Genomic DNA, 23,285 nt, shown 5'->3' on the forward strand with positions numbered 1-23,285 from the left:
CCCGCCCACTTCTCGGCCCGCGCGAGGAGCCGCGAGATGGTTGCAGGTGAACACCAGTCAGGCAGGGTGGAGCCGACCCCGAAGCGGCGGGCCCCTTGGGCCAAATGGGGCGGAGCCGCACTCCTGATGGCCCTCCTGGTCTGGAGCTCCTTTCGGGTCGCGAGGGCAGTGGGGAAAACCCTCAAGCGAAGCGGTCCGAATAGCACCGTTTCGACGGTTCTGAAGGGAGGCCGGGCCACGGTCCGACACGCTCAGCGATTCAGCATTGAATACCGGAAGGACTGCAAGGTCATCCGGGTCAACACCCCCTGGCAGGGGGCCAGGGAAGGGTTCACGTACCAGCTCGTCCCCAAGGGTAGCCGCCCAAAAAGCGAGGAGCCCGGGGCGATCCTGATCGAAATTCCCGTCAAACGCATTGTCCTGCTCGCATCCACCCATCTCCCGGATTTTGTAGTTCTTGATCGCGTAGAGAGCGTAGTGGGAATCGCCGGGGCAAGGCAGGTCTGCACCCAAGCGTTTGTGGAGCGCCTTCGGGATGGCCAAGTCCAGGAGATCGCCGACAGCATCTCGGGCATGGAGAAGCACCTCAACTACGACCGCCTCTTTACCCTCAAGCCCGACCTCGTCTTTGTCACAGGCAAGGGAAATCCGGCCCTGGACCATCAGGAGAAGTTGAGAGAATCGGGCTTCAACGTGGCCATCTGCGCCGAGTCCATGGAAAACGACCCTCTGGGCCGTGCGGAGTGGATCAAGTTCATGGCGGCCTTCCTGGACAGGGATGCCGAAGCTGAGGCGCACTTTGCGAAGCTGGAGGTCCGCTACGAGGCCCAGAAAGCCCAGGCGCGCAAGGCCGCCCACCACCCCACGGTTCTCTGTGGGATGAATGCCAGGGGGGCCTGGTTCGCCCCGGGGGGTGGGAGCTATGTGGCCGCCTATATCCGAGACGCCGGAGCTGACTACATCCTGAAGGATGACCCTCGCCCGGGTTACCGTCCCATCAAGATCGACGCAGTCCTGGACCGCGCCAGAGATGCCGACTTCTGGATGCTACACATGACGGACAGCTCCCTGAATTCTCTCCAGAATCTGAAGGACATCGACCCCCGATGCACCCTCTTCCGGGCCTTCCGGGAAGGCAAGGTCTTCAATACCAATGCCTGCCTTGGCCCTCGGGGCGGCAACGACTACTGGGAGAATGGATCCGCCAACCCGGATCTGGTCCTGGCGGACCTCATCAGCATCTTCCATCCCGAACTGACACCCGGCCACAAACTACGCTGGCACCACTGGCTCCGCCAGAGGGGGCACTGATGATGGCCCCAAAGAGCGATCCTTGGATCCGCTGGGGGGGGCTGGCGCTTCTGACCCTGGGGCTGGCCTGGAGCTTCCTTCGAATTGCAGATTCTGTGTCCACCGCCCGCCGCGGGCATCCTGGGAAGATCGGAGCCGCGTCCACGATTCCCCAGCAGGGGCAAGCCACCATCCGCCATGCTCGGCGTTTCACTCTGGAATACCGCTCGGATTGCAAAATCATCCGCGTCAACCAGCCCTGGCGGGATGCGACAGAGGCCTTCGTCTACCAGCTTGTCCCCAGGGGCAGCCATCCGAAAGCAGCCGAACCTGGGGCAATCCTTGTGGAGACACCCATCCGCAGGGTTGTTCTACTCACGACCTCCTGCCTCCCGGCATTTGTGACGCTTGACAGGATCGAAGCGGTGCTGGGAGTGGCGAGCGGCCGTTATGTCACTACGCCAGTATTTGCAAATCGCATCAGAAGCGGCCAGATCCAGGAGGTCTCCAATGGAGCCCCAGGGATGAACAAGATGCTCAACTATGACCGCCTGTTCACCCTTAGCCCCGACCTGATCCTGGCTACGGGCACCGGGGATTCCTCTCTGGATAAACATCAGAAGCTGGGAGAGGCAGGCTTCAAGGTCGCTCTATGCGCAGACTACATGGAGAATACTCCCCTGGGGCGCGCCGAATGGATCAAGTTCGTGGCAGCCTTCCTGGACCGGGATGCCGAGGCCGAGGCGCACTTCGCGAAGCTGGAAGCCCGCTACGAAGCGCAGAAAGCCCTTGCCCGGAAGGCCCTCCACCGCCCCACTGTTCTCTGTGAGATGGACTATCGGGGTTCCTGGTATGCCCCAGGGGGTGGAAGCTACCTCGCTGCCTATATCCGCGACGCCGGAGCCACCTATCTCCTGGGGGATGACCCGAACCCAGGCAGCCGCGCACTCAAGATTGAGACAGTCCTTGATCGCGCCCGGAACGCCGACTTCTGGATGCTCCACATGACCGGAAGTTCCTTGCACACCCTCCAGGAGATGAAGGACACGGATCCGCGGTACGGCCTATTCAAGGCCTTCCGGGAGGGCAAGGTCTTCACCACCGGCGCCCGTTTGGGCCCCTGGGGCGGGAGCGACTACTGGGAAAACGGATCCGCCAATCCGGATCTGGTGCTGGCGGACCTCATCGCCATCTTCCACCCCGAACTCCTGCCGAACCATGCGCTGTATTGGCACGCCTGGCTCAGGCCCCTGGCGCAACCATGAAACATTCACGACACAAAAAGGATTGAAATGTTCATACCCAAACCCCTTCCATGGATGACGCTGGCCCTGGCGGCCCTCTGCCTTCCCGGGGCTGCCGAGGAGCCTCAGACCATGGCGCCCGTGGTGGTCACCGCCGACAAGGTGCTCGCAGAGTATGTCCAGAACCACCCCCAGGATGTGAAGCAGGTCGGTCGCGCCGAGATCCTCCAGCGAAACCTCCCGAATGTGGAGGAAATCCTTAAGACCATGCCCGGCGTGGACGTCCAGCCCTCCCCCGGCACGGGCACCCGCATCTCGATTCGAGGTTCTGGCAAGACCGGGGGTGTGATGATCCTGCTCAACGGAAGGCCCCTCAACAGCAACATGTATGGCAACCAGGACCTCAGCGCCATTCCGATCGACATCGTCGAATCAGTGACCGTTTTCAAGCCCCCGGTTCCGGTGTGGCTGGGGCCGGGCGGCAGCGACGGTGTCATCAATATCGTCACCCGGGACACAGCCTCCGAAAAAAAAAGCCAGCCAAGAAGCAACCTCAAGCTTGGGGGAGGTTCTTACGGGTTGATGGAGGGGAGCGGCAGCCACTCCTTCAGCGCAGGCGGGGGCAAACTGATGCTGACAGCCACCGGTAACCACCGGGACGGCAAGCGGCAGAACAGCGACCGCACCGATGGCAGCATGGGGGCCTTCTGGAACCGCAACGGAGAGGGAGGCCGTAAATACGAAGTGAACGCCAGATACTTCACCTCCGAAGCCGGGTCCTCCGGCCCCGCAGACAAACTCACGCCAGATGCCCGCCAGCGCTACCACAAGGGTTCCGTGGACACTCGCATCTCCGGCATGCTCGGAGACAAGGGCACCTATGGTCTGAACGTATACGGGGATACCACCACCCTCAAGGATCGCTCGGAGGCCGGACCGGTCTATACCCTTGATGATCGCAAAGGAGGCCTCAAGTCCGAGCTCACCCTCACGGAACCTCAGGGGACCTGGGAGGCCCGCATCAGCGGGCTCCTGGAACGGGACAACATGGAGCACACCCTGGCGGGGGAGCACGGACGGACGACCGCCATGCTGGGGGGCCAGTACGACCAGCGGATTGGCAATTGGACCGCCACCCTGGGACTCAAGGGAATCCAGACCACGGGCTTTGGCTTCAACCCGGGGATGACGGGGGGCATCGGCTGGGGCCTCACGGAACACCTGTTCCTCCGCGGTCGCAGCGGTTACACCGTTAACGTCCCTTCCTTTGAGCAGCTCTACCAGAGCAGCCACGGTTCCGTGGACCAGATCCGAGGCAACCCGGACCTCAAGGAGGAAAAGATCTGGTCCCACGAATTGGGCTTCGAATACAGGCAGGGCAAGGCCTTGTTCTTCCAGTTCAGCCTCTTCAGGACGGACACCCGGGATCTCATCAGCGCCGTACGGGGGGCAGACCTGATCTATCGCCCCATGAATCTGGAAAAAGCCATGCGCCAGGGCGTGGAAATCTCCTGGAAAGAGTCTTGGGAAGCTGGCTGGCAGGGAGAGGCAAACCTGATTCTCCAGAAGTCCGAGAACAGCGATACGGGAGACAACCTGCCCTACACGCCCAAGGTCAAAGCCAAGACGACCGTTCAGTACAGCTTGAAGCGCGCCAAGACCCGCCTGGAGTCCTCTCTGCGGTACGAAGGGAAGCGCTTCACATCCAGAGAGAACCTACCCGCCCAGGAACTCCACGGCTACACCTGCATGGACCTCAGCATCACCCAGCCGTTCAGAATTAATAAAAAATTATTCGACTGGTATCTCAAGGTGAACAACCTCTTCAACACATCCTTCGAATCCCACCAGGGCTATCCGGACGACGGATTCCGAGTGAACACAGGCATCCAGGCCCGGTGGTGAGAATCGTATGAAATTTTCTCTTTGGAAGACGTCCCGCCTGATGAGCCTTCGCACAGCGGGCTATGCGGTCAGGATGGCTGCTTCTTTTCGCGTGAGTTCATGAACAAGATCGGCCTTCTCCCCACAGGGGGTCACCCCTGCCTCCACCGTCTCTGGGGCCTTGCTTGGGTCCTTTTGCCCATCCTGGTCCTCTGCATCTTTGCCCTGGAACTCTGTCTGGGCTCCATCTTCATCCCCCCGGCCAAGGTCTTCTCCATTCTTCTGGGAGATGCCCAGGCCCCGGAGTCTTGGCGCAACATCATCCTCCTCTTCCGCCTGCCCAGGGCCATCACGGCCACCCTGGCCGGGGCCGCCCTGGGCATGGCGGGGCTTCAAATGCAGACCATCTTCCGCAACCCCTTAGCGGATCCCTTCGTCCTGGGTATCAACTCCGGGGCGAGCTTGGGAGTGGCTCTGGTGGTCATGTCAGCCGGTGCGGTGGGCTGGACCGCCAGTGTGGCCCAGGTGGCCGGGGCGGGATTCTCGCTGATCATCGCCTCCAGCCTAGGATCCATGGCCGTGATGGGACTGGTGCTCATGGTGGCCAGACGGGTGGAGAGCAGCCTGACCCTGCTCATAGTGGGCATTATGGCGGGCTACCTCGCCAGCAGCCTCGTGACGATCCTGATGCACTTCTCCCAGGAACAGCAACTCCAGCGCTACATCGGATGGACCTTTGGATCATTCGGGGGCGTCACCTGGAGCCAACTGCGAATTTTCGCCCCGGCGATTCTCCTGGCGGGAATGTTGGCCTGGAGCCAAGCCAAGGCCATGAACGCCCTGCTCTTGGGGGAGGGGTACGCCCGCAGCATGGGCTTGGAGGTGCGCCGCTCCCGATTCCTGCTGATCGTGAGCGCCTCAGTCCTGGCAGGGAGTGTCACTGCGTATTGTGGCCCCATCGGTTTTTTGGGCATCGCCGTGCCCCACTTGGCACGCATGCTCATGCGCACGACGGATCACCATGTGCTTGCCCCCACCGTTCTTCTCATGGGGGCAGGGTTGGCCCTGACGGCGGACCTCATCGCCCAGGCCCCTGGGACCAGCACGGCCCTTCCCCTCAATGCCATCACCTCTCTCCTGGGGGCACCTTTCGTCCTGGGGGTCGTTCTGCGCCGTCGTCAGGTGCTGGAGGCTGGAGCATGAAATCATCAGCCCTGCTGGAACTCCGCAAGCTCAGCATCGGATACCGCATGGGAGCCCATCGGGATCGGGTCGTGGCCAGTGATCTGAACCTGGGTCTCCACGCTGGCTCCTTCGTATGCCTCCTGGGGCCCAACGGCGCAGGCAAATCCACCTTGATCCGCACGCTCACCGGACTTCAGCCACCCCTGGAGGGGGAGGTTCTGCTCGACGGCACCCCCATGGCATCCTTCAAGCCCAGGGATCTAGCCCAGCGCATGAGTCTTGTGCTGACCCAGCGGGTACCTGTGGGGAACATGCCGGTCTGGTCCATGGTGGCCATGGGTCGCCACCCCTACACGGGCTGGTCCGGGCGCCTGGGAACCGAGGACGTGTCTGCGGTAGAAGAATCCATCGTTTCTGTCGGCCTGGAGGCCCTGGCCTTCCGCCCCGTGTGTGAGCTCTCTGACGGGGAACGCCAAAAGGCCATGATCGCCCGGGCCCTAGCCCAGGATCCCAAGATCATGATCCTGGACGAGGCAACGGCCTTCCTGGACCTGCCCCGTCGGGTAGAGCTGATGGATCTTCTGCGGAACCTCGCCCGGCAGAAACAGCGGATCATTCTTCTATCCTCCCACGACCTTGAGCTATCCCTGCGCAGTGCCGACCGACTCTGGCTCCTCTCGCCTTCTGGCCAGCTGCGGGACGGCGTCCCGGAGGACTTGGTGCTGGACGGCGGTTTCGCCGAGACATTCCAAAGCTGCGGCCTTTCCTTTGACCCCCAGCGAGGGGCCTTCCACCTGGACCGCCCATCCCGGGGCCAGGTTTCCCTGGAGGGCGAGGGGGTCGCCAACCAATGGACCCGCCGCGCCCTGGAACGTGCTGGATTCGAGATCAGCGAGCAAGGGGGTGCCGCCCTACACATCCGGCTCCTCACCGCTGAAGGCGAGGGACTGAACTGGGAGATTGCCGGGAGCCGATCCTGCTCGGGGGATGGGGTAGAGGAGCTCCTGAACACCCTGGAGGCAGTCCATGAATAGACGGCTTCCCATCACGCTCCTGCACATGGCCGTCCAGCATGCCCGTCCGGAGGAAAACCGGTCCCGCATCCTGGAGGGTGTGAGGAAGGCGGCCCAGAAGGGCAGCCGCCTGATCGTGCTTCCGGAGATGGCGATCTCAGGCTACAGCTTCCCCAGTGTGCAGGAGGCCGAGCCCTTCGCGGAAAGCCTGGATGGTCCCACCCTGACAGGGCTGCGAGAGATCTGCAGCCACTACGGAGTCTTCTGCTGCATCGGAATGCTGGAGCAGGACCCGGAAACAGGCCTCCTCCACAACAGCGCCATCGCCATCGGCCCGGACGGCAGCACCGCCGCCCACCACCGGAAACTGGTGGCTGAAAGGCGCTGGGCGACCCCGGGGAATCCCTACACCCGGAGCTGGTTCGACACCCCCTGGGGGCGTGTCGGCATGCTGGTGTGCGCGGACAGCTATTACGGCCTGCCCGCCAGGACCCTGGCCCTCCAGGGCACGGATCTGATCCTGGTCTTGGCCAACTGGCCACCCCAAGGGGTTGACCCCCGGACCCTTTGGCGAGCCCGCGCCCTGGAGAACGGCCTCGGGGTCATCGGGTGCAACCGCACGGGCCTGGACCAGATGATGGATTGCCGCGAAGCCTCCTCGTACGCCGTCACCGGCGAGGGCGAGGTGCTCCTGGACGACAGATCCAGCGAAAGTCGCGCTCTTCTGATCCGATGGCCCTTGAGCAACGGCCAGATGAAGTCTTCCAGGCGGGAACATATCCTGGAGACCCGCTCCCCTCGGAACTACCGCCCTCTGGGAAGGGACACCAACGGCCTGGAGGACACCACGTACCTCTGGGGGAGCGCGCCCTCGTCTCCGGTGGATCTCCAGATGCTGATGCCCGAGCATCACCCAGAGAAGGCCCACGCCCAAATCAGGGAGGTCCTGACGCCCTCCAGACAAGGGGTTGTCTCCATGCTTCCCCCGGGGGATCTTTCCACCGGCATCCTGAATTACGTCGAGAGGCAAGTGATCGCCAAGGACTTGCCAATGATCGCTGGCTCCTCGGAGGGGAACCCTTTCCTGGTGGGCCCCTGGGGCATCCATACCCTATCGGAGGATCAGGACTTCCATGTGGCCGAGCGGGACGGCTTCCGCTTGGCGCTCGTGCGACCCCAGGCCTTCCTGCATCCCGAGCTGGCGGTATCCCTGGCCAAGCTGGGTTGTGACCTTGCTTTCGCCCCCTGCCAGGATCTCGCTCCCGACCTGAGGACGATGCTGGGCGTGAAGTGCCTGGAGCGGATCCCCGTCGCTCTGGCCTCTCCGGACGAGTCCGTTCTCTTCCTCCCCCCCCCGGGGCATGAGCCCTGGAGCGAACTCAGCCGCACACATCCGGGCACTTTGCAGATCAAACTGGATTCGGCGGCCTACCGACGCCGCCACATCATGGACCGCCTCAATCTGGAGGTCCTGTGCCGCTGAAACCCGCGATCCGCTATCTGGTGCTCTGGGCCACCGCAGATTGCAACCTGGATTGTGTCTACTGCTACCGCCAGACCCGGGGCTCCGAGACCATGTCCCGGAACACCGCCCACGCCGCCCTGGCGTTGGCGGCGTCTTCGGGCCTGCCCTTCCACGTTCAGATCGCCGGAGGGGAACCCACCTTGGCTCCCGGTGTGATCACGACCGTTGTTGAGAGGATCCGCAATCAGCAGTGGCCCGCGACCATCGCCCTTCAGACCAACGGGACCAGCATGACAGAGGACCTTATCCGCCTGTGTCAGTCCCACAGCGTGGACATCGGCATGAGTCTGGACGGCCCTCCGGCGGTTCACGGCCAGAGTCGGGGAAGAGGCCTGGAATCCTACCGGACCCTTGGCCGCTTGGCCGAACAGGACATACCGGTCCGGGTCACCACGGTGCTCTCCAGCCTGAACGTGGCCCACCTCGAAAAGCTGGCCCTGGCCCTGTCCACCTATCCAAATGTGAGAGGCCTGGCGCTGGATCCTTTGGTGAACCTGGGGCGGGCGGCGGCTCGTCCGGATCTGGTTCCCACTCCACCTTCGGTGGTGGCGGGGATACGCAGCCTTTTCACGACTGTCCAGGGCCTGAAGTCAAGGCGCCGCACTCCCTTCTCCTGGCGGGAACTGGATCTGGTGGAGAAGGCCCTGATGCCGCAAGCGATGGCGGGGGCCTCCTGTGGAAGCGCGGACTATTGCCACGCCTGCCGAGGAGAAAGCCTTGCGGTGGCTCCTGATGGTCGGCTCTATCCCTGCAGCCAATCGGTGGGCAACCCGGGGTTGCAGGTCGGCACCCTGGAAGCCCCTGACTGGAAGAAGCTTCGGTCGACCTTCTGCGGCACCCGCCTCAATGGGCCATGCGAAACCTGCCCCCTTGCAGGCCGCTGCCCTGGGGACTGCCCCTCCCGCCTCGCACACGAAGTCGGTCCATCCATCACCTGTTCCATCTATCGGACCCTGGCGTCCGCCCTGCTGAGGACCTCCCATGATCGAGACCCGTATCTCTTACTTCAGTGCCACCGCGACGGAACTGACCACCCTCAGTCAAGCCATTCTGCGTCTCAAGGCGGAAGACTCTGACATCAGGCTCTGGGCCCGCACTCAGGCCCAGCTCTACGACCAGGCCCGCGTCGACGCCTTCGTGCGGGAGGCGCTGGCCAGCGAGGCCGTAATCATCGCCCTGCACGGGGGCAAGGCATCCTGCCCAGCCTGGGAAGCCCTCTTCGGGAAGATCCAGGAGTTGAAGGCGACTGGAGAGAAGGTCCCTTGGATCCATATCCAGGCTCAGGGAGGGGACGCCGATGGCATCCTGGTGGCCCAGGAGCACTCGGACGGCTTGGAGGATGGCACCTGGGCTGGGCTCCACACCCTCCTCCACCGGGGGGGCGCCGTCAACACTCATCGGGGCCTGGCCACCCTGGCGGCCCGTCTGAAGGGGGCGAATACCCCCTTTCCCGAGCCTGTCCCTGTGCCCTACGAGGGCATCCACCACCCAGACCTGGGCTTCTTCCCGGATCTGGATACCTACCGCAGCCAGAACCTCCTTGGGGGCAAACCCACAGTCGGCGTTCTCTTCTACCAGACCTACTGGCTGAACCAGAACCTGGCCCCAGTGGAGGCCCTGATCCACGCCCTGGAGGCCAGGGGGGCTGATGTCATCCCGGTCTTCAGCAACCGCATGCGGGATGTCTCCCTGGGCAACCTGGGCTCCGACGAGGTCGTTGAGAAGTATTTCAAGAAGAGTGGCAAGGCCTGCATCGATGTCCTGGTGAGCGCCATGGGCATGTCCATGACCCTCACCGAGAAGGCGTTCGAACAGGTGCTGCCCGGACTGGACGTGCCCGTGCTCCAGGCCATGACCTGCAGCCTGCCCCGCAAGGCCTGGGAGGAGAGCTACCAGGGCATGAGCAGCATGGATGTAACCTTCCAGGCGGCCCAGCCGGAGTTCGATGGCAACCTGATCACCCTCCCCATTGCCACACGGGAACAGGACACGGTGGATCCGGTCACCGGAGCCCTGCTTGGGCGGCTCGTCCCCATCGAGGAGCGGGTGGAGCGCATGGCGGACTTGGCCATCAAGTGGGGCATGCTGCGCCAGAAGGCCAACGCAGAGAAGAAAGTCGCCATCATCTTCCACCACTACCCGCCCCGCAACGACCGGATCGGATGCGCCGCAGGGTTGGACACCTTCGAGAGCATGCGCCTTCTCATGGAGCGCATGGACGCCGCAGGCTACCGCCTGGACCAGTCCTTCGAGAACGCCGATGCCGTCGCCCAGGCCATGCTGAGCCGCCTCACCTGCGACCAGCGCTGGCTAACCCCCGAACAGATGGCGGACCGGGCCGAGGCCAAGGCCGACCGCGCCACCTTCATGCCCTGGCATGAGGGCCTGCCAGAGAAGGTCCGGGAGAAGATGGCTGGCGACTGGGGGGCCATGCCAGGCGCCCTCTTCGTTCATGAGGATCAGCTCCACTTCGCTGGCCTCCTCAACGGCAACGTCTTCCTCACCATCCAGCCCCCCAGGGGAGATCTGGAGAAGGCCGGGGAGATGCTCCACGACTTGATCCTCAGCCCGACCCACCATTACCTGGCGCACTATCGCTGGATCCGGGATGTCTTCCAGGCCGACGCCGTCATCCATGTGGGCTGCCACGGTTCCCTGGAGTGGTTACCGGGCAAGGCCCTGGGCCTTTCCGAGGGCTGCTATCCGGATCTGGCCCTCCACGACCTGCCCAATATCTACCCATACATCATCAACAACCCTGGCGAGGGCACCCAGGCCAAGCGCCGCTCGGCCTGCGCTCTGGTGGACCACCTGACGCCCCCCTTCCGCAACGCTGATCTCTATGAGGAAACAGCGGATGTGGCCCGAGTCCTGGCGGAATACCAGGAGGCGGCCCGGCAGGACCCCGGCAAGCTCCCCATCCTGGCGGGCATGGTCTGGGAGGCCACCGTCAAGGCCGATCTCCATCAGGATCTGGGCCTGGATGAAGAAACGGCCATGGCGGACCTGGGTGGCTTCCTGGACAAACTCCACGCCAAGCTGTCCGAACTGGAAGACACCATGATCTCCGACGGCCTCCACACCCTGGGAGAGGTTCCAGCCCCGGAGCGCCTGGAGGAATACCTGGCTCAGCTCACGCGCCTCCCCAACGGGGATGTCCCCAGCCTGCGGGAGGAGATCCTTGTCACCATGGGAACCACCCTGGACGAAGTCATCGCCCATCGGGGCGAGCGGATCTTCCAGGGGCGCAGCGGGGGACAGCTGATCGCCGAGGCCCATGCCAAGGCCCTGGAGCTGGTGCGGGCCCTCAGCCATACGGCGTACGACCCTGCCGCCGTGGAGGGATTGGTGGAGGCCACTTTCGGGGGGCCTCGGCCTGGGCTTCAGAAGGTCATGGCCTACCTGGCGGAGAGCCTGGTACCCCGGATCCGCAAAGTCACCCTGGAGATGGATTCCATCCTTGGGGCCCTTTCAGGGCGCTTCGTGCCCCCCGGCCCCTCCGGCGCCCCCACCCGGGGGCAGGCCGATATCCTTCCCTCGGGGCGGAACTTCTTCTCCCTGGACCCCCGCTGCCTGCCGAGCCCGGCGGCCTGGGAGGTGGGCAAGAATCTGGGGGATGCCCTCCTGGCCCGCTACCAGAAAGAGGAGGGCAAGTACCCCCAGAACGTGGGAATCATCGTCTGGGGCACCTCCAACATGCGGACCAAGGGTGACGATATCGCCGAGATCCTCTACCTCATGGGCATCCGCCCCCTCTGGATGGCCAATGGCCAGGTCTCAGGTCTGGAGATCATGCCTCTTTCCGAGCTTAAGCGCCCCCGTATTGATGTCACGCCCAGGATCTCAGGCTTCTTCCGGGATGCCTTCCCCAACCTGGTGGACATGCTGGACCGGGCCGCCCGCATGGTGGCAGCCCTGGGCGAAGCCCCTGAAAGCAACTACATCCGGGCCCACGTTCTGGCCGATGCCGAAAGCTACCGCAGCGAAGGCCTGGGTGAAGACGATGCCTGGCGACTGGCCACCTTCCGGGTCTTCGGGTGCCCCCCGGGCACCTATGGAGCCGGGGTCGCCGAGCTAGTGGAATCCAAGAACTGGAAGACCAAAGAGGATCTGGGGGAGGCCTACATCCGCTATTCGGCCCACGCCTACGGCAAGGGCAGCTACGGCGAGGTGAGGCCCCAGGCCTTCCGCAAGCTCCTCGGCCGCATGGACGCCACCGTCAAGAACGAGGACAGCCGCGAGTGGGACATGCTCTCCTGCACGGACTTCTACAACTACCACGGCGGGCTCATCGTGGCCGCCACCACGGTGCGCGGGGTCAAGCCCCTCGCCATGGTGGGAGATACCTCCGATCCCAAGCACATCGTCACCCGCAGCACCGAGGAGGAGACCAAGCACATCCTCCGGGCTCGCATCCTCAATCCCAAGTGGATCGAGGGACTCCAGCGTCACGGCTACAAGGGGGCGGGGGACATCAGTAAGGTTCTGGACATCCTCATCGGGTGGGACGCCACGGCGGATGTGATGGAGGACTGGATGTACGAGCGGGTGGCGGGGCGCTACGCCCTGGACCCGGAGATGCAGAAGTGGCTCAAGGAGGTCAATCCCTACGCCCTTCAGAACATCCTGGACAAGCTCCTGGAAACCATCCAGCGCGGGATGTGGAACGCCACTGACGAGATGAAGCAGGACCTGGAAGACGCCTACATGGATATCGAGGGCGAACTGGAAGATGCCCTGGAAGGAGAACCCACGTGAACCGTAGGCCTCTCTTTCCCTTCTCAGCCCTGGTGGGACAGGAATCCCTGAAGCTGGCGCTGCTGCTCAGCGCAGTTCAGCCCCGGCTTGGGGGAGTCCTCCTCCGGGGCGAGAAGGGCACGGCCAAATCCACTGCCGCCCGGGGTTTGGCGAGCCTGCTCCCGGGCAAGGCTCCCTTCAAGACGTTGCCCCTGGGGGCCACGGAGGACCGTCTGGCAGGGGGGCTGGATCTGGAGGCCACCCTGGCCCAGGGCCGCCCCGTCTTCCAACCGGGCCTGCTGGCCCAGGTCCATGGGGGGGTGCTTTATGTGGACGAGGTGAACCTCCTGGACGATCACCTGGTGGATCTGGTACTGGATGCCGCCGCGTCGGGTATCAACCGGGTAGAGCGGGAAGGGCTGAGTGTCTGGCATCCCGCCGAATTCGCCCTGCTCGGCACCATGAACCCGGAGGAGGGCTCCCTTCGACCCCAGCTTTTGGACCGCTTCGGTTTCTGCGTAGACATCGAATCCGAGAAACGGCCAGAGGATCGGGTGGACCTCATGGAAGCCCGGGAGGCCTTCGAGCGGGATCCCGCAGGCTTCTGCGCCCACTGGGCCAAGGAGGAGTCGGCTTTGGGCCAGCGCCTGGTCAGGGCCCGTCAGCTCCTTCCTCTGGTCCGCGTCCCCCGCCATGTCCAGGCTTACATCGCCGAGATCTGCAAGACCCAGAACACCGCAGGCCACCGCGCCGATCTGGTCCTTGCCCAGGGGGCCTCCGCCCACTCCGCCTGGCAGGGCCGCGATCGGGCCACGGCAGAGGATGTCCTTGCCGTTCTGGAGTTCGCCCTGACTCACCGCCGTCGGGACAGCCTGGACGCCCCGCCCCCTCCTCCGCCGCTCGAACCCGAAGATTCAGAGGATCCTCAGCCACAGGATCCCCTCTCCCCTCCCGAGGGGCCGCCGCCTCCACAGACGGTCCCTCCGGAGCCTGAACCCGGTCCCGAACCGGATCAGGCCCCCGCCCCCCCGCCTCCTCCCCCGGGCTCCACCCCGGATGAGGATCTCGTGCTGGGGGTGGGGGAACCCTTCAAGGTGCGCCACCTGAGTCCCCAGGAGGATCGCTTGGCCCGAAAGGGCTCAGGGCGCCGACAGCGCACCCGCAGTGCCGACCGGCGGGGGCGCTATGTGCGCTCCCGCCCCTGTCGCCACGGCCTTGATCTGGCCCTGGACGCCACCCTGCGCGCCTCGGCACCCCACCAGCTCCATCGCCGGACCACCAGCAGCCTGAAGCTGGTGGTCAAACGGGAGGACTGGCAGGCCAAGGTGCGGGAGCGCCGCACCGGCTCCTTCATCCTCTTTGTCGTGGACGCCAGCGGTTCCATGGGTGCCCGGGGGCGCATGGTGGCCTCCAAGGGGGCCGTCCTCAGCCTGCTCCTGGACGCGTACCAGAAGCGGGACAAGGTGGGCCTCATCGCCTTCCGGCGCCGGGAGGCCCAGCTGGTGCTCCCCCCCACAGCTTCCATCGATTTGGCCAGCCGCATCCTCAAGGAGCTTCCCATCGGGGGCCGCACCCCTCTGGCCTCGGCGCTCGTCAAGGCCTATGAGACCCTCCGCCCCCTCCTCACCCGGGAGCCCAGCCTCCGCCCCCTGGCCATCCTCATCAGTGACGGGCGGGCCAACGCCGGTCTGGAAGGTCCCGGGAGCATGGAGGAGACCTGCCGCATCGCCACCCGGGTGGCCCAGGACGAGCGCATCCGTTGGATTGTCGTGGACACCGAAGACACTCGGGGCGTCCGGCTCCGCCAAGCCTCTAAGGTGGCGGCGGCCCTGGGTGCCCAATGCCTGCCCGTGGAGGATCTACGGGCTGAAGACCTCATCCGCATCGTGAAAGGAAGCCAAGCTTGAGCCATCGAACTCCCTACCCATTCGCGGCCATCGTCGGCCAGGAGCCCATGAAGCTGGGCCTCATCCTGGCCGTCATCTCCCCCACGCTCTCGGGCATTCTCATCCGAGGAGAAAAGGGCACTGCCAAGTCCACCGCCGTGCGTGCACTGGCGGAGATCCTCCCAGAGCAGGAACTGGTCACGGGATGTCCCTTCCGCCTGGCTCCTTCTGAGCGGGGCAGCCTCTGTGAGACCTGTCCCCGGGAAGGCTGCCGAAAAGCCTTTGAATACCACCGAGGGCACGTCCCCGTCGTGGAGCTCCCCGTGGGAGCCACGGAGGACCGTGTCGCAGGCACCATGGACCTGGAACGGGCCCTGCGGGAGGGGATCCGGGCTTTCGAACCGGGCCTGCTCGCTGCCGCCCACCGGGGCATCCTCTATGTGGACGAGGTCAACCTCCTGGACGACCACGTGGTGGACCTCCTCCTGGACAGCGCTGCCATGGGCGTGAACACCGTGGAGCGGGAGGGGGTCAGCTTGGCCCACCCCGCCCGATTCTCCCTGGTGGGCACCATGAATCCCGAGGAGGGGGAACTTCGCCCCCAGCTCCTGGACCGATTCGGCCTTTGCGTCACCGTAGAGGGTTCCAAGGACCCCCATGAGCGGGTGGAGATCATGGAACGTCGGGCCGCTTTCGAGGCCTCCCCTGAGGCCTTTGCCGCCAAGTGGGGGGAGGCCGCCCGGGACATTGCCCAGCGCATCCGCGAGGCCATACGCCTCTTCCCCACCGTCGAGACCGAACGCCGACTCCTCTTTGATATCGCCCACACCAGCCTCGAACTTGGCGTGGACGGCCACCGTGGCGATCTCATGATGCTGCGGGCCGCCAAGGCCTTGGCGGCCTGGCACGGCCGAGACCAGGTCACGGCGGGGGACGTGCAGGAGGCTGCTAGCTTCGTGCTGCCCCATCGCATGCGGCGCCAACCGCTCCAGGACATTGCCCGGGAGGTCAAGCTCCCGGCTCTGACGGGGGTGGGACGATGATCCTGGGAACCTTCTACGAGGGCCTGGAACTCCACAGGGAGGACCGGATCGTCTACGGGCGTTTCCTGGCACCCCATCGGGTGGTCTCCACCTGCCAGATAGCCGGGGGGATGCGGGAGGATCTCCAGGTGGTCTACAACCACCAGAGCTGCGAACCCGCCTTCCACTGCGAACGAGTTGGACACAAAGTATCCAAGGACTACCGGGAGAGCCAGCGACAGGTCTGCGAGCGTGCAGGGCTCCCCTTTGAGGCCAGTGCATCTCTGGGCACTGCCGCCAACATGAACTGCCTGGGGCTCCAGGAGCGGCGTTTCCGGGATCTGATCGTGGTGGCGGCCTGCACCGCTGGGGTTGAAGGCAATGCGGGTCGCGCCGGTGACCCAGCAGGGACCTACGAGTGGGAGGGGCGCTTCGAGCGGGTCAGCCCTGTGATGGTCCCCTCCCACGGCACCATCAATACCCTCCTCTTCATCAACCGCGAGTTGACGCCAGGGGCCTTGGTGCGGTCGCTCATGACCGCTACCGAAGCCAAGAGCGCCGCCCTGCAGGACCTGGTAGTGGGCTCGAAGTACTCCCTGGGCCGGGCCACGGGCACAGGCACTGATCAGATCGCCAGTTGCTGTCGCCTGGGCACGGGCATACCTCTCACCAGCGCAGGCAAACACAGCATCCTGGGACAGATGATTGGCGAGGCGGTCCGGGAAGCCATCAAGGATGCCCTGGCCCTCCAGAACGGCCTGACCCCGGACAGCCAGCGTTCCGTCCTCCAGCAGCTTAAACGCTTCGGCCTGACGCACGAAGGGCTGGAGGATGGTGCCCGGAGGCATCTCTCAGAATATGAAGCCGAACTCTTCCGTCGGAATATCCATGTCCTCGATGCTGACCCCCTGATCGTGGGGGCCGCCGCTGCCTTGGCAGAGGTGGCTGACCAGCTCAGGACCGGCATCCTGCCGATGAGCTGCGCCAGGGAGCTGGGGGCATCTCTGGCGGCCCAGATGGCCTGCGCCGTTTCAGGGAACTACAGCCTCTTCGAAGAGTGCCGAATGGCAGCATCAACCCAACTCGAAGCCTTCGACCCCACGGGCATTGCCGCCTGGGCCATGCCCCGTGGTTTCGAGTCCAAGTGGAAGCACCTCCACACATCCCTCACTGAGGAAGGAGCCTGTCTATGATCGTCCTGGACAATCTGGTCAAACGGTTCGGTGCCATCACCGCCGTGGACCACCTGAGCCTGCACCTGGAGAAAGGCAAGATCCACGGGCTCCTTGGCCCCAACGGGGCAGGCAAGACCACGCTGGTGCGCATGATGTCCACCCTTACCCGGCCCACGGCGGGCAAGGCATCCGTGGCGGGATGCGATGTGGAACGGGACGCCATGGGGGTCAAGCGCTCCATCGGAGTGGTCCATCAGACCCTCAACTTCGATCCGGAATTGACGGCCGAGGAGGCCCTGGTGGTCCACGGGCGCCTCCACGGTATGAAGGGGGGCCACTTGGACCAGCGGGTCCACGAGATGCTGACCTTCGCAGGGCTGGAAAAAGAGGCCAAGCGTTTGGTCCCCAACTTCTCTGGCGGCATGAAGCGCCGCCTCTCCATCGCCCGGGCCATGCTCCACGAGCCGGAAGTCATTCTCCTGGACGAGCCCAGCGTGGGCCTGGACGCCCACGCCCGCCGCAATGTGTGGGACCTGGTGCGCAATCTGCGGGATGCGGGTCGGACCTTGGTGCTCACGACCCATTACATGGAGGAGGCCCAGGCCCTCTCGGACCGGGTTGTCATCGTCGACCACGGCAAGGTGATCGGGGACGGAAGTCCCGAGGCCCTCATCGCTGAAGCTGGGCGTGTAGCCGTGGATCATCCTGGACCATCCGGGACCCTCACCCGCTTTTTCGAATCCCGGGAGGAGGCCGCCCACTTTGTCGCCTCTCTCGAAGAACCCGCCACCGTCAGGGCCGCCAACCTTGAGGATGTCTTCCTCAAGATCACAGGCCGCCACGTCAACCCCAAGGAACAGGAAGGAGCCGCTGCCAATGCAAGCCGTCATGGCCATACTGCTGCGCGAAAACATCATTCTTAAGCGCAAATTCTGGAAGTACCTCGCATCGTGGGTGGTCTCGCCCCTCCTCTACTTCGTGGCCTTCGGCTGGGCTGGCCGGGGACGCATGGTCGGTGCCGAAGTCGACTACGCGGCTTTTCTCCTGCCGGGCCTTGTGGCCATGAGCGCCATGACCCACAGTTTCGGCATCAGCACCGAGATCAACATCAGCCGCTTCTATTGGAAAACCTTCGACGAGATCCGCACGGCCCCCATCTCGGACTGGGTCTATGTGGTGGGCGAAACCATGAGCGGCGCGGTGCGCGGGATTCTCGCGGCCTGCGTAGTTGTCCTCCTGGGGCTCATTTTTCGGGTGAACTTCGCATTCACCCCGAGTCTGCTCTTTGCCGTAGTGCTGACAGCTCTCGTCTTCTCCGCCCTGGCCATCAGCACTGCCATGCTGGCCAAGACCCATGCTGACCAGGGAATGATCTCCAGCTTCATCATCACCCCCATGGCTTTCCTCTGCGGAACATTCTTCCCGTTGGGGGCCTACCCGGATTGGCTCAGGGGCGTCATTCAGTGCCTGCCGCTTTCCCCAGCAGCCAATCTGGTGCGCGCCGCGGCTCACCATCAGCCTCTACCCTGGCTCCAGGCCCTCTACCTGGCCGCCATAGGGCTGGTGTTCCTGGGTGCAGCCATGGCCGTGGTGAGAAGAGCCAAGGACTAGGAGGAGGAGCATGCCACAGGAATCGATCGGAAAACGGATCAAGCGCGTGCGCATATCGCATGGATGGACCCAAGGGGAACTGGGGGCCAAGCTAGGCGTTGGACAATCCCAGGTCTCCCGCTGGGAGAGGGACCAGGGTGAGATGTGGCCCTCCACCCGATGCGAGATCTCCGCAATCCTCGGTGTTCCGCTTGAATGGCTGAACAGCGGGATGGAGCCTTCGGCAAGGCAAGAGGATTCCGGCCAGAGCGGAATACGCCCCATCCAGGCGCTGCGGAAGGCCGTTCACGCCCTGGCCCATGCCGCAGCCGCCAAGGGTGCCTCGCTCGATCTTGATCTGGCGGTGGCAGTGGTCACAGACCTGGCTCAACAGGCCATTCAGTCCCAGCAGTCGCCCACCACAGAAAACGCCATCCAGGCCCTAGAAAGAGCCACCCCCACCTCAATCAGGAAATACTCCTGATCACAAGAGAAAGGTAATCATGCATAGCACCCGATACTTACCCCCCTTTTCGGGGGCAGGCAGGTTGTTGCTCCTTAGCTCCCTCTCCGCGTCGCCCATTCTGTGTGCCGGGAATGCCACCGAGGAAGGCATGGACAAGGCAGACGTGCAGGTGATGCGGGAAGTGGTGGTCACCTCCACACGAACAGAGAAAGAACTCGGAGACGCCCCGGGTAGCGTCAATATCGTCACGGCATCCGAAATGAAGAAACGCGGAGTCAAGGATGTGGATGAGGCCCTCAACACCACGGCCGGGGTGATCACATCCCGCTCCAAGGGACCCATGGACACTATCGCCGGCATCGCCCTCAGGGGCATCCCCGATAGCGGACGGACCCTTGTCCTCGTCGATGGCTTGGCCTTGAATGACCCCTACTCGAACGGCGTCAACTTCTCGGGCATGGCCTCCGAGGATCTGGAACGCATCGAGGTAGTCAAGGGCCCCTTCTCCAGCCTCTATGGCGGCAACGCCATGGGGGGCGTCGTCAGCATCATCACAAGGATGCCCACCAAGCGGGAATTCACACTCAAGACAGGGTACGGCTCGGCCTGGGACCGGGAGGCCGATAATGCCCCCAAAGACTATCGGACCGTTTACGCATCCTACGGGGACCGAATCGGCCGGTTCAGCCTCCTGGCGAGCTACGACTACCGAACCACCAACGGCTACGCAGCCAACCAGGTGGTGACCTCCTCCAAGCCAACAAGCGGGATCACTGGATGGAGCACAACCCAGAGCACCAAGGGGGTGACGAACTACCTGATCGGAGACAAGGGCGACAATGCGTGGAGCAATGACAATCTGCGACTCAAGGGTCGCTACGAATTCTCTTCCGTGACCAGTCTGAGCCTCTCCTACGCGAGAACCACCAGCGAGTACGATTACCCATCACCGAACACCTACCTCCGGGACGCCTCCGGTAACGCTGTCTGGTCCTACGGCTCCTCGGTGACCCAAAAGACCTTTCTGGGCAACCTGTCCGAGAATGAGAAGAACACCTATGGCGCGGTGTTCGAGACCACCCTCCGCAGCGCTAAGGTCAAAGCCTGTCTTGGGTATACCGACCTGTCGGCAACCTGGTACACCACCCCGGGCACTGGGGCCACCTCCTCCGGGGGGGCGGGCACCCTCACCAGCTATCCGTCCAACTCATGGAACGGAGACATCCAGGTGACCATACCCTTCTTTGAGCACCAAGTTCTCACCTTCGGTGGCGCATTCAGGAAAGGAAGCATCGACCGTCAGGACCACAAGCTGACCAACTGGAGGAGCGAGGACACCCAGACGACGCTCACCTATGTGGCCGCCGGGGAGGATCGGACCCTTGCGATCTTCCTTGACGATGAAATAGCCCTCCACGAAAAGGTCACGGCGTTTGTGGGAGTGAGGGCGGACTGGTGGAAGACCCGCTCAGGGTCCGCAACCCAGTATGGGACCGGAGCCTTCTCTGAAAGCTACGGGGACCGCAGCGATGCATCTCTCAGCCCCAAGGTGGCATTCGTCTACAAGCTCTCTACCACGACGACCCTTCGGGCTTCGGCAGGACAGGCCTTCCGCTCCCCGACGCTCTACCAGCTCTACGTATCCACCACCATGGGGACCTCCACCACCCTCTATGCCAGCAACCCCGACCTCAAGCCGGAGAAGGTGACGGCCTGGGATCTGAGCATCGACCAGAGGACCTGGAAGGGGGGGAAGATCAAGGCGACGTATTTCGAGAATCGAATCTCCGACATGATCTATTCGACTACGGGAGAAACCATCGATGGCATCAAGGTCATCGACCGTGTCAACGCAGGCAAGGGCAAGAGCAGAGGCCTGGAGCTGGAAGCAGAGCAGCGTTTCCAGTCTGGGCTGCGTTTCTTCGCCAACTTCACCTACACCGATTCAGAGATCGTGGAGAACGATGCCAAGCCGACTTCTGAAGGCAAGGAGTTCACCTACGTGCCCAGGCGGATGGTCAACCTCGGAGGCGATTACGGACATGGGCCCTTCGGGATCAACGTCACGGGGCGCTATATGAGCAAGCGTTACGGCTCGGATGACAACAGCGATATCGTGAATGGAGTATATGGCTCCTACGACCCATTCTTCACTGTGGATGCAACTCTGCGCTACCAAACGAGCTCCTGGGCATCCTTCTCCCTTTCGGGCACCAACCTCAGCGGGAAGCGCTACTACGTCTCCACCTCTTTGGCCCCGGGGCGAGCCTATTTCGCCGAGATGACCATGAAGTTCTAGGCACAGTGCCAATCCAGGATAAAGGGTGCAGCCGTTCCATCTCCAAGAAGACAAAACGGCTGCATTCCTTGTTGTGAGTTCACCTGTTAACGAATACTTGCGCCAAGTTCTCTTGCACGAGCCAAAACCAAGGGGATCTCTTCGCCTGTTGACTCCCAATCGACCGCAGTAATCACCCCAAGGTTCTCCCATTCAAAGTATTCGATAAATTTATTATACGTCAACACAAGTGGTTCAAACATGTCATAGCCATCAACATTTCCAAATGACAGTAGAGCACATCCTGATATTTTCAAACTTTTGCGAGAATTGCCTGCGTAATAGCGATCTATAACCATCTGTACAAATGAAGCAAAAGAATGTAGATATACCGGAGAGGCTATAACTAATATATCGGCCATTTCCATCTGCTTGCAGGCATACTCCATATCGTATCCATGCGTCATTTTACCACAGGATGCTACGCTACATCGAGTTGGTTTTATAGATATTATTTGATTACTATTACAACGTGATCCTTCTGAAAATACATCCACAAGTTTGGCAAGCTCATCGCTGGTATCATTTGGTTCAAGTATGAGTATATTTTTAAGCATCACTATCACCGTCTCCTTTAATTTCATGAGCCCAAAACGGGTCTGAGCCAGCGCGACGACAATTACGACTGTGCATCGCCCACTCCTGATGCCGCCCATCTGAGGCAGCAAATCTCAGCATATGCAAAATGCAATCAACAAGAGGTCCCTCAGATTCTCGTTCTATGGTTTCATGCTGGCCAGCACAGAGGCTGCCAACAACCATCCAGGGAAGCATCCGCCAACACAGATGGCTTTTTTCGCATTTGTTGGCCAGGGGAATGCCCGCCGTGTTGCAGAGCCGCTTGAAACCGTAGAAGGGAAGGCCCTGTCGCAATGCCTCCACCAAAAGGGATGGTGACGAAAACCAGCTTCGCCAAGCTGGGTCATTCAGCAAATCACGAACAAGCATCTGGATGGCAAGCGGAAGACACTCGCTCGGTTCGGTCTTATACCGGTAGGCCGTAACCGCAAAGATTCGGCGACTCAGGTCGTGGACCTGGACGGCAAGAATGGAGGCTCCGAGGTCCTCCTTTGACCCAAAGTAGTTGTACACGGTCCCTAAACCCACATCGGCACGGTCCGCCACATCCGGGACTCGGAGAGAATCAAAGCCCTGTCCCATAAGAACTTGGCAGGCGGCATCCAGGATTCGCTCACGGGTCAAGTCCCGGCGCCACGCCCGTCTACCTCCAGGAAAGCCTTTCGGAGTCCGCACAGGTTCAACCTTCTGACTGTTAGAGAGTTTCAAAAAGCACCTTACAAAAACCCACACCACCACCTTCCGCCCAGGGCGGAAGAAGGCCACAAAGCCAAACAGTGTCGTGGAAAGGTCTAGCTTTCAGTCATGACGTTGACCCCCTGTGATGGGGAGCAGGCAGAAGCAGGTATGGACACATTGCCCACCCAGCCCCTCCGAGCCCTCGCGGAGTTATGTTGGCTTAACCGCTCAGGCAGGTCTCCTGGCTCAGGGTCTCGGAGGTAACCTCCATCGCAGCTCCCCGTCTTCCCGGCATTCCTGTCAGTGACGATGGGGGATCCGCTTCCCGTTCACAGTGGCGGGACCGCGCCGGACTTTCACCGGCTTCCCTGTTGGGCCCTTGCGGGCACCTGGGCGGACTATCAATCAGGACGATGCTATTCAGTCTGGCGTGGCGTGTCAATGCAAGACACACTCAACCGCGAGCGCAACATCTTGCGTTGACATGAATGACCGGCCCCCACATATTGGATCCATCTTCGGTGTCCAGCATGCGCTGGCTGAAAAAGGGAACCCGGTGCGAATCCGGGACTGCCCCGCAACGGTAAGCGCCCCCGGCGCAAGTCCGATCACCTGTCGAGGATCGCGTGCGGGATCGCACGCGTCGGACCTGTGCGCCTCGCGGGAGGGCGGG

17 protein-coding genes and 2 riboswitches are annotated in these 23,285 nt (G+C 62.8%); of the genes, 15 read left to right on the forward strand and 2 right to left on the reverse strand.

The genetic code is table 11. The features are described 5' to 3' along the window. Nucleotides 1-36: 36 nt before the first annotated feature. From HOLFODRAFT_RS19560 to HOLFODRAFT_RS19585, 15 genes are all read left to right on the forward strand, one after another. Nucleotides 37-1,311 carry an ABC transporter substrate-binding protein gene (locus tag HOLFODRAFT_RS19560; RefSeq protein ID WP_005036907.1) on the forward strand — a complete coding sequence of 425 codons (1,275 nt, stop codon included), beginning with the start codon at nucleotides 37-39 and terminating at the stop codon, nucleotides 1,309-1,311. Next, complete coding sequence (locus HOLFODRAFT_RS19565) at nucleotides 1,311-2,555, forward strand: ABC transporter substrate-binding protein (RefSeq protein ID WP_005036905.1); 1,245 nt, start codon at nucleotides 1,311-1,313, stop codon at nucleotides 2,553-2,555. The genes HOLFODRAFT_RS19560 and HOLFODRAFT_RS19565 overlap by 1 nt, the downstream gene beginning before the upstream one ends. Before the next feature lie 27 nt (nucleotides 2,556-2,582). Next, entirely contained in the window at nucleotides 2,583-4,439 is a 1,857-nt protein-coding gene (locus HOLFODRAFT_RS0205235; RefSeq protein WP_005036904.1) for a TonB-dependent receptor plug domain-containing protein, read from the forward strand. A gap of 99 nt (nucleotides 4,440-4,538) precedes the next feature. Continuing rightward, complete coding sequence (locus tag HOLFODRAFT_RS0205240; RefSeq protein ID WP_005036903.1) at nucleotides 4,539-5,621, forward strand: iron ABC transporter permease; 1,083 nt, start codon at nucleotides 4,539-4,541, stop codon at nucleotides 5,619-5,621. Then, on the forward strand, nucleotides 5,618-6,637 hold the full coding sequence (locus HOLFODRAFT_RS0205245; RefSeq protein WP_005036901.1) for an ABC transporter ATP-binding protein: 1,020 nt from the start codon (nucleotides 5,618-5,620) through the stop codon (nucleotides 6,635-6,637). The genes HOLFODRAFT_RS0205240 and HOLFODRAFT_RS0205245 overlap by 4 nt, the downstream gene beginning before the upstream one ends. Then, nucleotides 6,630-8,099 carry a carbon-nitrogen hydrolase family protein gene (locus HOLFODRAFT_RS0205250; RefSeq protein ID WP_005036898.1) on the forward strand — a complete coding sequence of 490 codons (1,470 nt, stop codon included), beginning with the start codon at nucleotides 6,630-6,632 and terminating at the stop codon, nucleotides 8,097-8,099. The genes HOLFODRAFT_RS0205245 and HOLFODRAFT_RS0205250 overlap by 8 nt, the downstream gene beginning before the upstream one ends. After that, nucleotides 8,090-9,217, forward strand: a complete 1,128-nt coding sequence (locus HOLFODRAFT_RS19570) for a radical SAM/SPASM domain-containing protein (protein WP_052572474.1) — start codon at nucleotides 8,090-8,092, stop codon at nucleotides 9,215-9,217. Before HOLFODRAFT_RS0205250 ends, HOLFODRAFT_RS19570 begins: the two co-directional genes overlap by 10 nt. Next, nucleotides 9,123-12,899, forward strand: coding sequence for a cobaltochelatase subunit CobN (gene cobN, locus HOLFODRAFT_RS0205260; RefSeq protein WP_005036895.1), 3,777 nt, complete (start codon nucleotides 9,123-9,125; stop codon nucleotides 12,897-12,899). The genes HOLFODRAFT_RS19570 and cobN overlap by 95 nt, the downstream gene beginning before the upstream one ends. Continuing rightward, on the forward strand, nucleotides 12,896-14,785 hold the full coding sequence (locus tag HOLFODRAFT_RS25490; protein ID WP_005036893.1) for a magnesium chelatase subunit D family protein: 1,890 nt from the start codon (nucleotides 12,896-12,898) through the stop codon (nucleotides 14,783-14,785). The genes cobN and HOLFODRAFT_RS25490 overlap by 4 nt, the downstream gene beginning before the upstream one ends. Nucleotides 14,786-14,832: 47 nt before the next feature. Continuing rightward, entirely contained in the window at nucleotides 14,833-15,807 is a 975-nt protein-coding gene (locus tag HOLFODRAFT_RS0205270) for a magnesium chelatase ATPase subunit I (RefSeq protein ID WP_005036891.1), read from the forward strand. Continuing rightward, entirely contained in the window at nucleotides 15,804-16,979 is a 1,176-nt protein-coding gene (locus tag HOLFODRAFT_RS0205275; RefSeq protein ID WP_005036890.1) for an adenosylcobinamide amidohydrolase, read from the forward strand. The genes HOLFODRAFT_RS0205270 and HOLFODRAFT_RS0205275 overlap by 4 nt, the downstream gene beginning before the upstream one ends. After that, nucleotides 16,976-17,884 (forward strand): ABC transporter ATP-binding protein, encoded by a 909-nt coding sequence (locus HOLFODRAFT_RS19575; protein ID WP_005036889.1) that lies wholly within the window; start codon nucleotides 16,976-16,978, stop codon nucleotides 17,882-17,884. The genes HOLFODRAFT_RS0205275 and HOLFODRAFT_RS19575 overlap by 4 nt, the downstream gene beginning before the upstream one ends. Further along, nucleotides 17,850-18,572, forward strand: a complete 723-nt coding sequence (locus HOLFODRAFT_RS0205285) for an ABC transporter permease (RefSeq protein ID WP_211237935.1) — start codon at nucleotides 17,850-17,852, stop codon at nucleotides 18,570-18,572. Before HOLFODRAFT_RS19575 ends, HOLFODRAFT_RS0205285 begins: the two co-directional genes overlap by 35 nt. Nucleotides 18,573-18,582: 10 nt before the next feature. After that, on the forward strand, nucleotides 18,583-19,035 hold the full coding sequence (locus tag HOLFODRAFT_RS19580) for a helix-turn-helix domain-containing protein (protein ID WP_005036883.1): 453 nt from the start codon (nucleotides 18,583-18,585) through the stop codon (nucleotides 19,033-19,035). Between the two features lie 130 nt (nucleotides 19,036-19,165). Continuing rightward, the gene (locus HOLFODRAFT_RS19585) at nucleotides 19,166-21,316 is read left to right on the forward strand and encodes a TonB-dependent receptor (protein WP_052572478.1); all 2,151 of its coding nucleotides are present in this window, start codon (nucleotides 19,166-19,168) and stop codon (nucleotides 21,314-21,316) included. 86 nt (nucleotides 21,317-21,402) lie between these two features. Here the strand turns inward: HOLFODRAFT_RS19585 and HOLFODRAFT_RS24375 are convergent, their stop codons facing one another. Together HOLFODRAFT_RS24375 and HOLFODRAFT_RS25750 are read right to left on the reverse strand one after the other, a co-directional pair. Beyond that, a complete protein-coding gene (locus HOLFODRAFT_RS24375; RefSeq protein ID WP_244432651.1) occupies nucleotides 21,403-21,912 on the reverse strand; it encodes an NAD(P)H-dependent oxidoreductase in 510 nt (169 codons plus the stop codon). Next, complete coding sequence (locus HOLFODRAFT_RS25750; protein ID WP_425280005.1) at nucleotides 21,905-22,699, reverse strand: TetR/AcrR family transcriptional regulator; 795 nt, start codon at nucleotides 22,697-22,699, stop codon at nucleotides 21,905-21,907. The genes HOLFODRAFT_RS24375 and HOLFODRAFT_RS25750 overlap by 8 nt, the downstream gene beginning before the upstream one ends. Nucleotides 22,700-22,826: 127 nt before the next feature. After that, nucleotides 22,827-23,020: riboswitch (cobalamin riboswitch) on the reverse strand. A gap of 94 nt (nucleotides 23,021-23,114) precedes the next feature. Next, nucleotides 23,115-23,246, forward strand: a riboswitch (cobalamin riboswitch). Nucleotides 23,247-23,285: the final 39 nt, after the last annotated feature.

Origin of the sequence: Holophaga foetida DSM 6591, from assembly GCF_000242615.2 — a bacterium.
Classification (GTDB): domain Bacteria; phylum Acidobacteriota; class Holophagae; order Holophagales; family Holophagaceae; genus Holophaga; species Holophaga foetida.

Bases quoted from the DNA above. Each gene is read 5' to 3' on its own strand.
- HOLFODRAFT_RS19560 (WP_005036907.1), top strand. From the start codon at position 37: ATGGTTGCAGGTGAACACCAGTCAGGCAGGGTGGAGCCGACCCCGAAG.
- HOLFODRAFT_RS19565 (WP_005036905.1), top strand. From the start codon at position 1,311: ATGATGGCCCCAAAGAGCGATCCTTGGATCCGCTGGGGGGGGCTGGCG.
- HOLFODRAFT_RS0205235 (WP_005036904.1), top strand. From the start codon at position 2,583: ATGTTCATACCCAAACCCCTTCCATGGATGACGCTGGCCCTGGCGGCC.
- HOLFODRAFT_RS0205240 (WP_005036903.1), top strand. From the start codon at position 4,539: ATGAACAAGATCGGCCTTCTCCCCACAGGGGGTCACCCCTGCCTCCAC.
- HOLFODRAFT_RS0205245 (WP_005036901.1), top strand. From the start codon at position 5,618: ATGAAATCATCAGCCCTGCTGGAACTCCGCAAGCTCAGCATCGGATAC.
- HOLFODRAFT_RS0205250 (WP_005036898.1), top strand. From the start codon at position 6,630: ATGAATAGACGGCTTCCCATCACGCTCCTGCACATGGCCGTCCAGCAT.
- cobN (WP_005036895.1), top strand. From the start codon at position 9,123: ATGATCGAGACCCGTATCTCTTACTTCAGTGCCACCGCGACGGAACTG.
- HOLFODRAFT_RS0205270 (WP_005036891.1), top strand. From the start codon at position 14,833: ATGAAGCTGGGCCTCATCCTGGCCGTCATCTCCCCCACGCTCTCGGGC.
- HOLFODRAFT_RS0205275 (WP_005036890.1), top strand. From the start codon at position 15,804: ATGATCCTGGGAACCTTCTACGAGGGCCTGGAACTCCACAGGGAGGAC.
- HOLFODRAFT_RS19575 (WP_005036889.1), top strand. From the start codon at position 16,976: ATGATCGTCCTGGACAATCTGGTCAAACGGTTCGGTGCCATCACCGCC.
- HOLFODRAFT_RS0205285 (WP_211237935.1), top strand. From the start codon at position 17,850: ATGGCCATACTGCTGCGCGAAAACATCATTCTTAAGCGCAAATTCTGG.
- HOLFODRAFT_RS19580 (WP_005036883.1), top strand. From the start codon at position 18,583: ATGCCACAGGAATCGATCGGAAAACGGATCAAGCGCGTGCGCATATCG.
- HOLFODRAFT_RS19585 (WP_052572478.1), top strand. From the start codon at position 19,166: ATGGACAAGGCAGACGTGCAGGTGATGCGGGAAGTGGTGGTCACCTCC.
- HOLFODRAFT_RS24375 (WP_244432651.1), bottom strand. From the start codon at position 21,912: ATGCTTAAAAATATACTCATACTTGAACCAAATGATACCAGCGATGAG.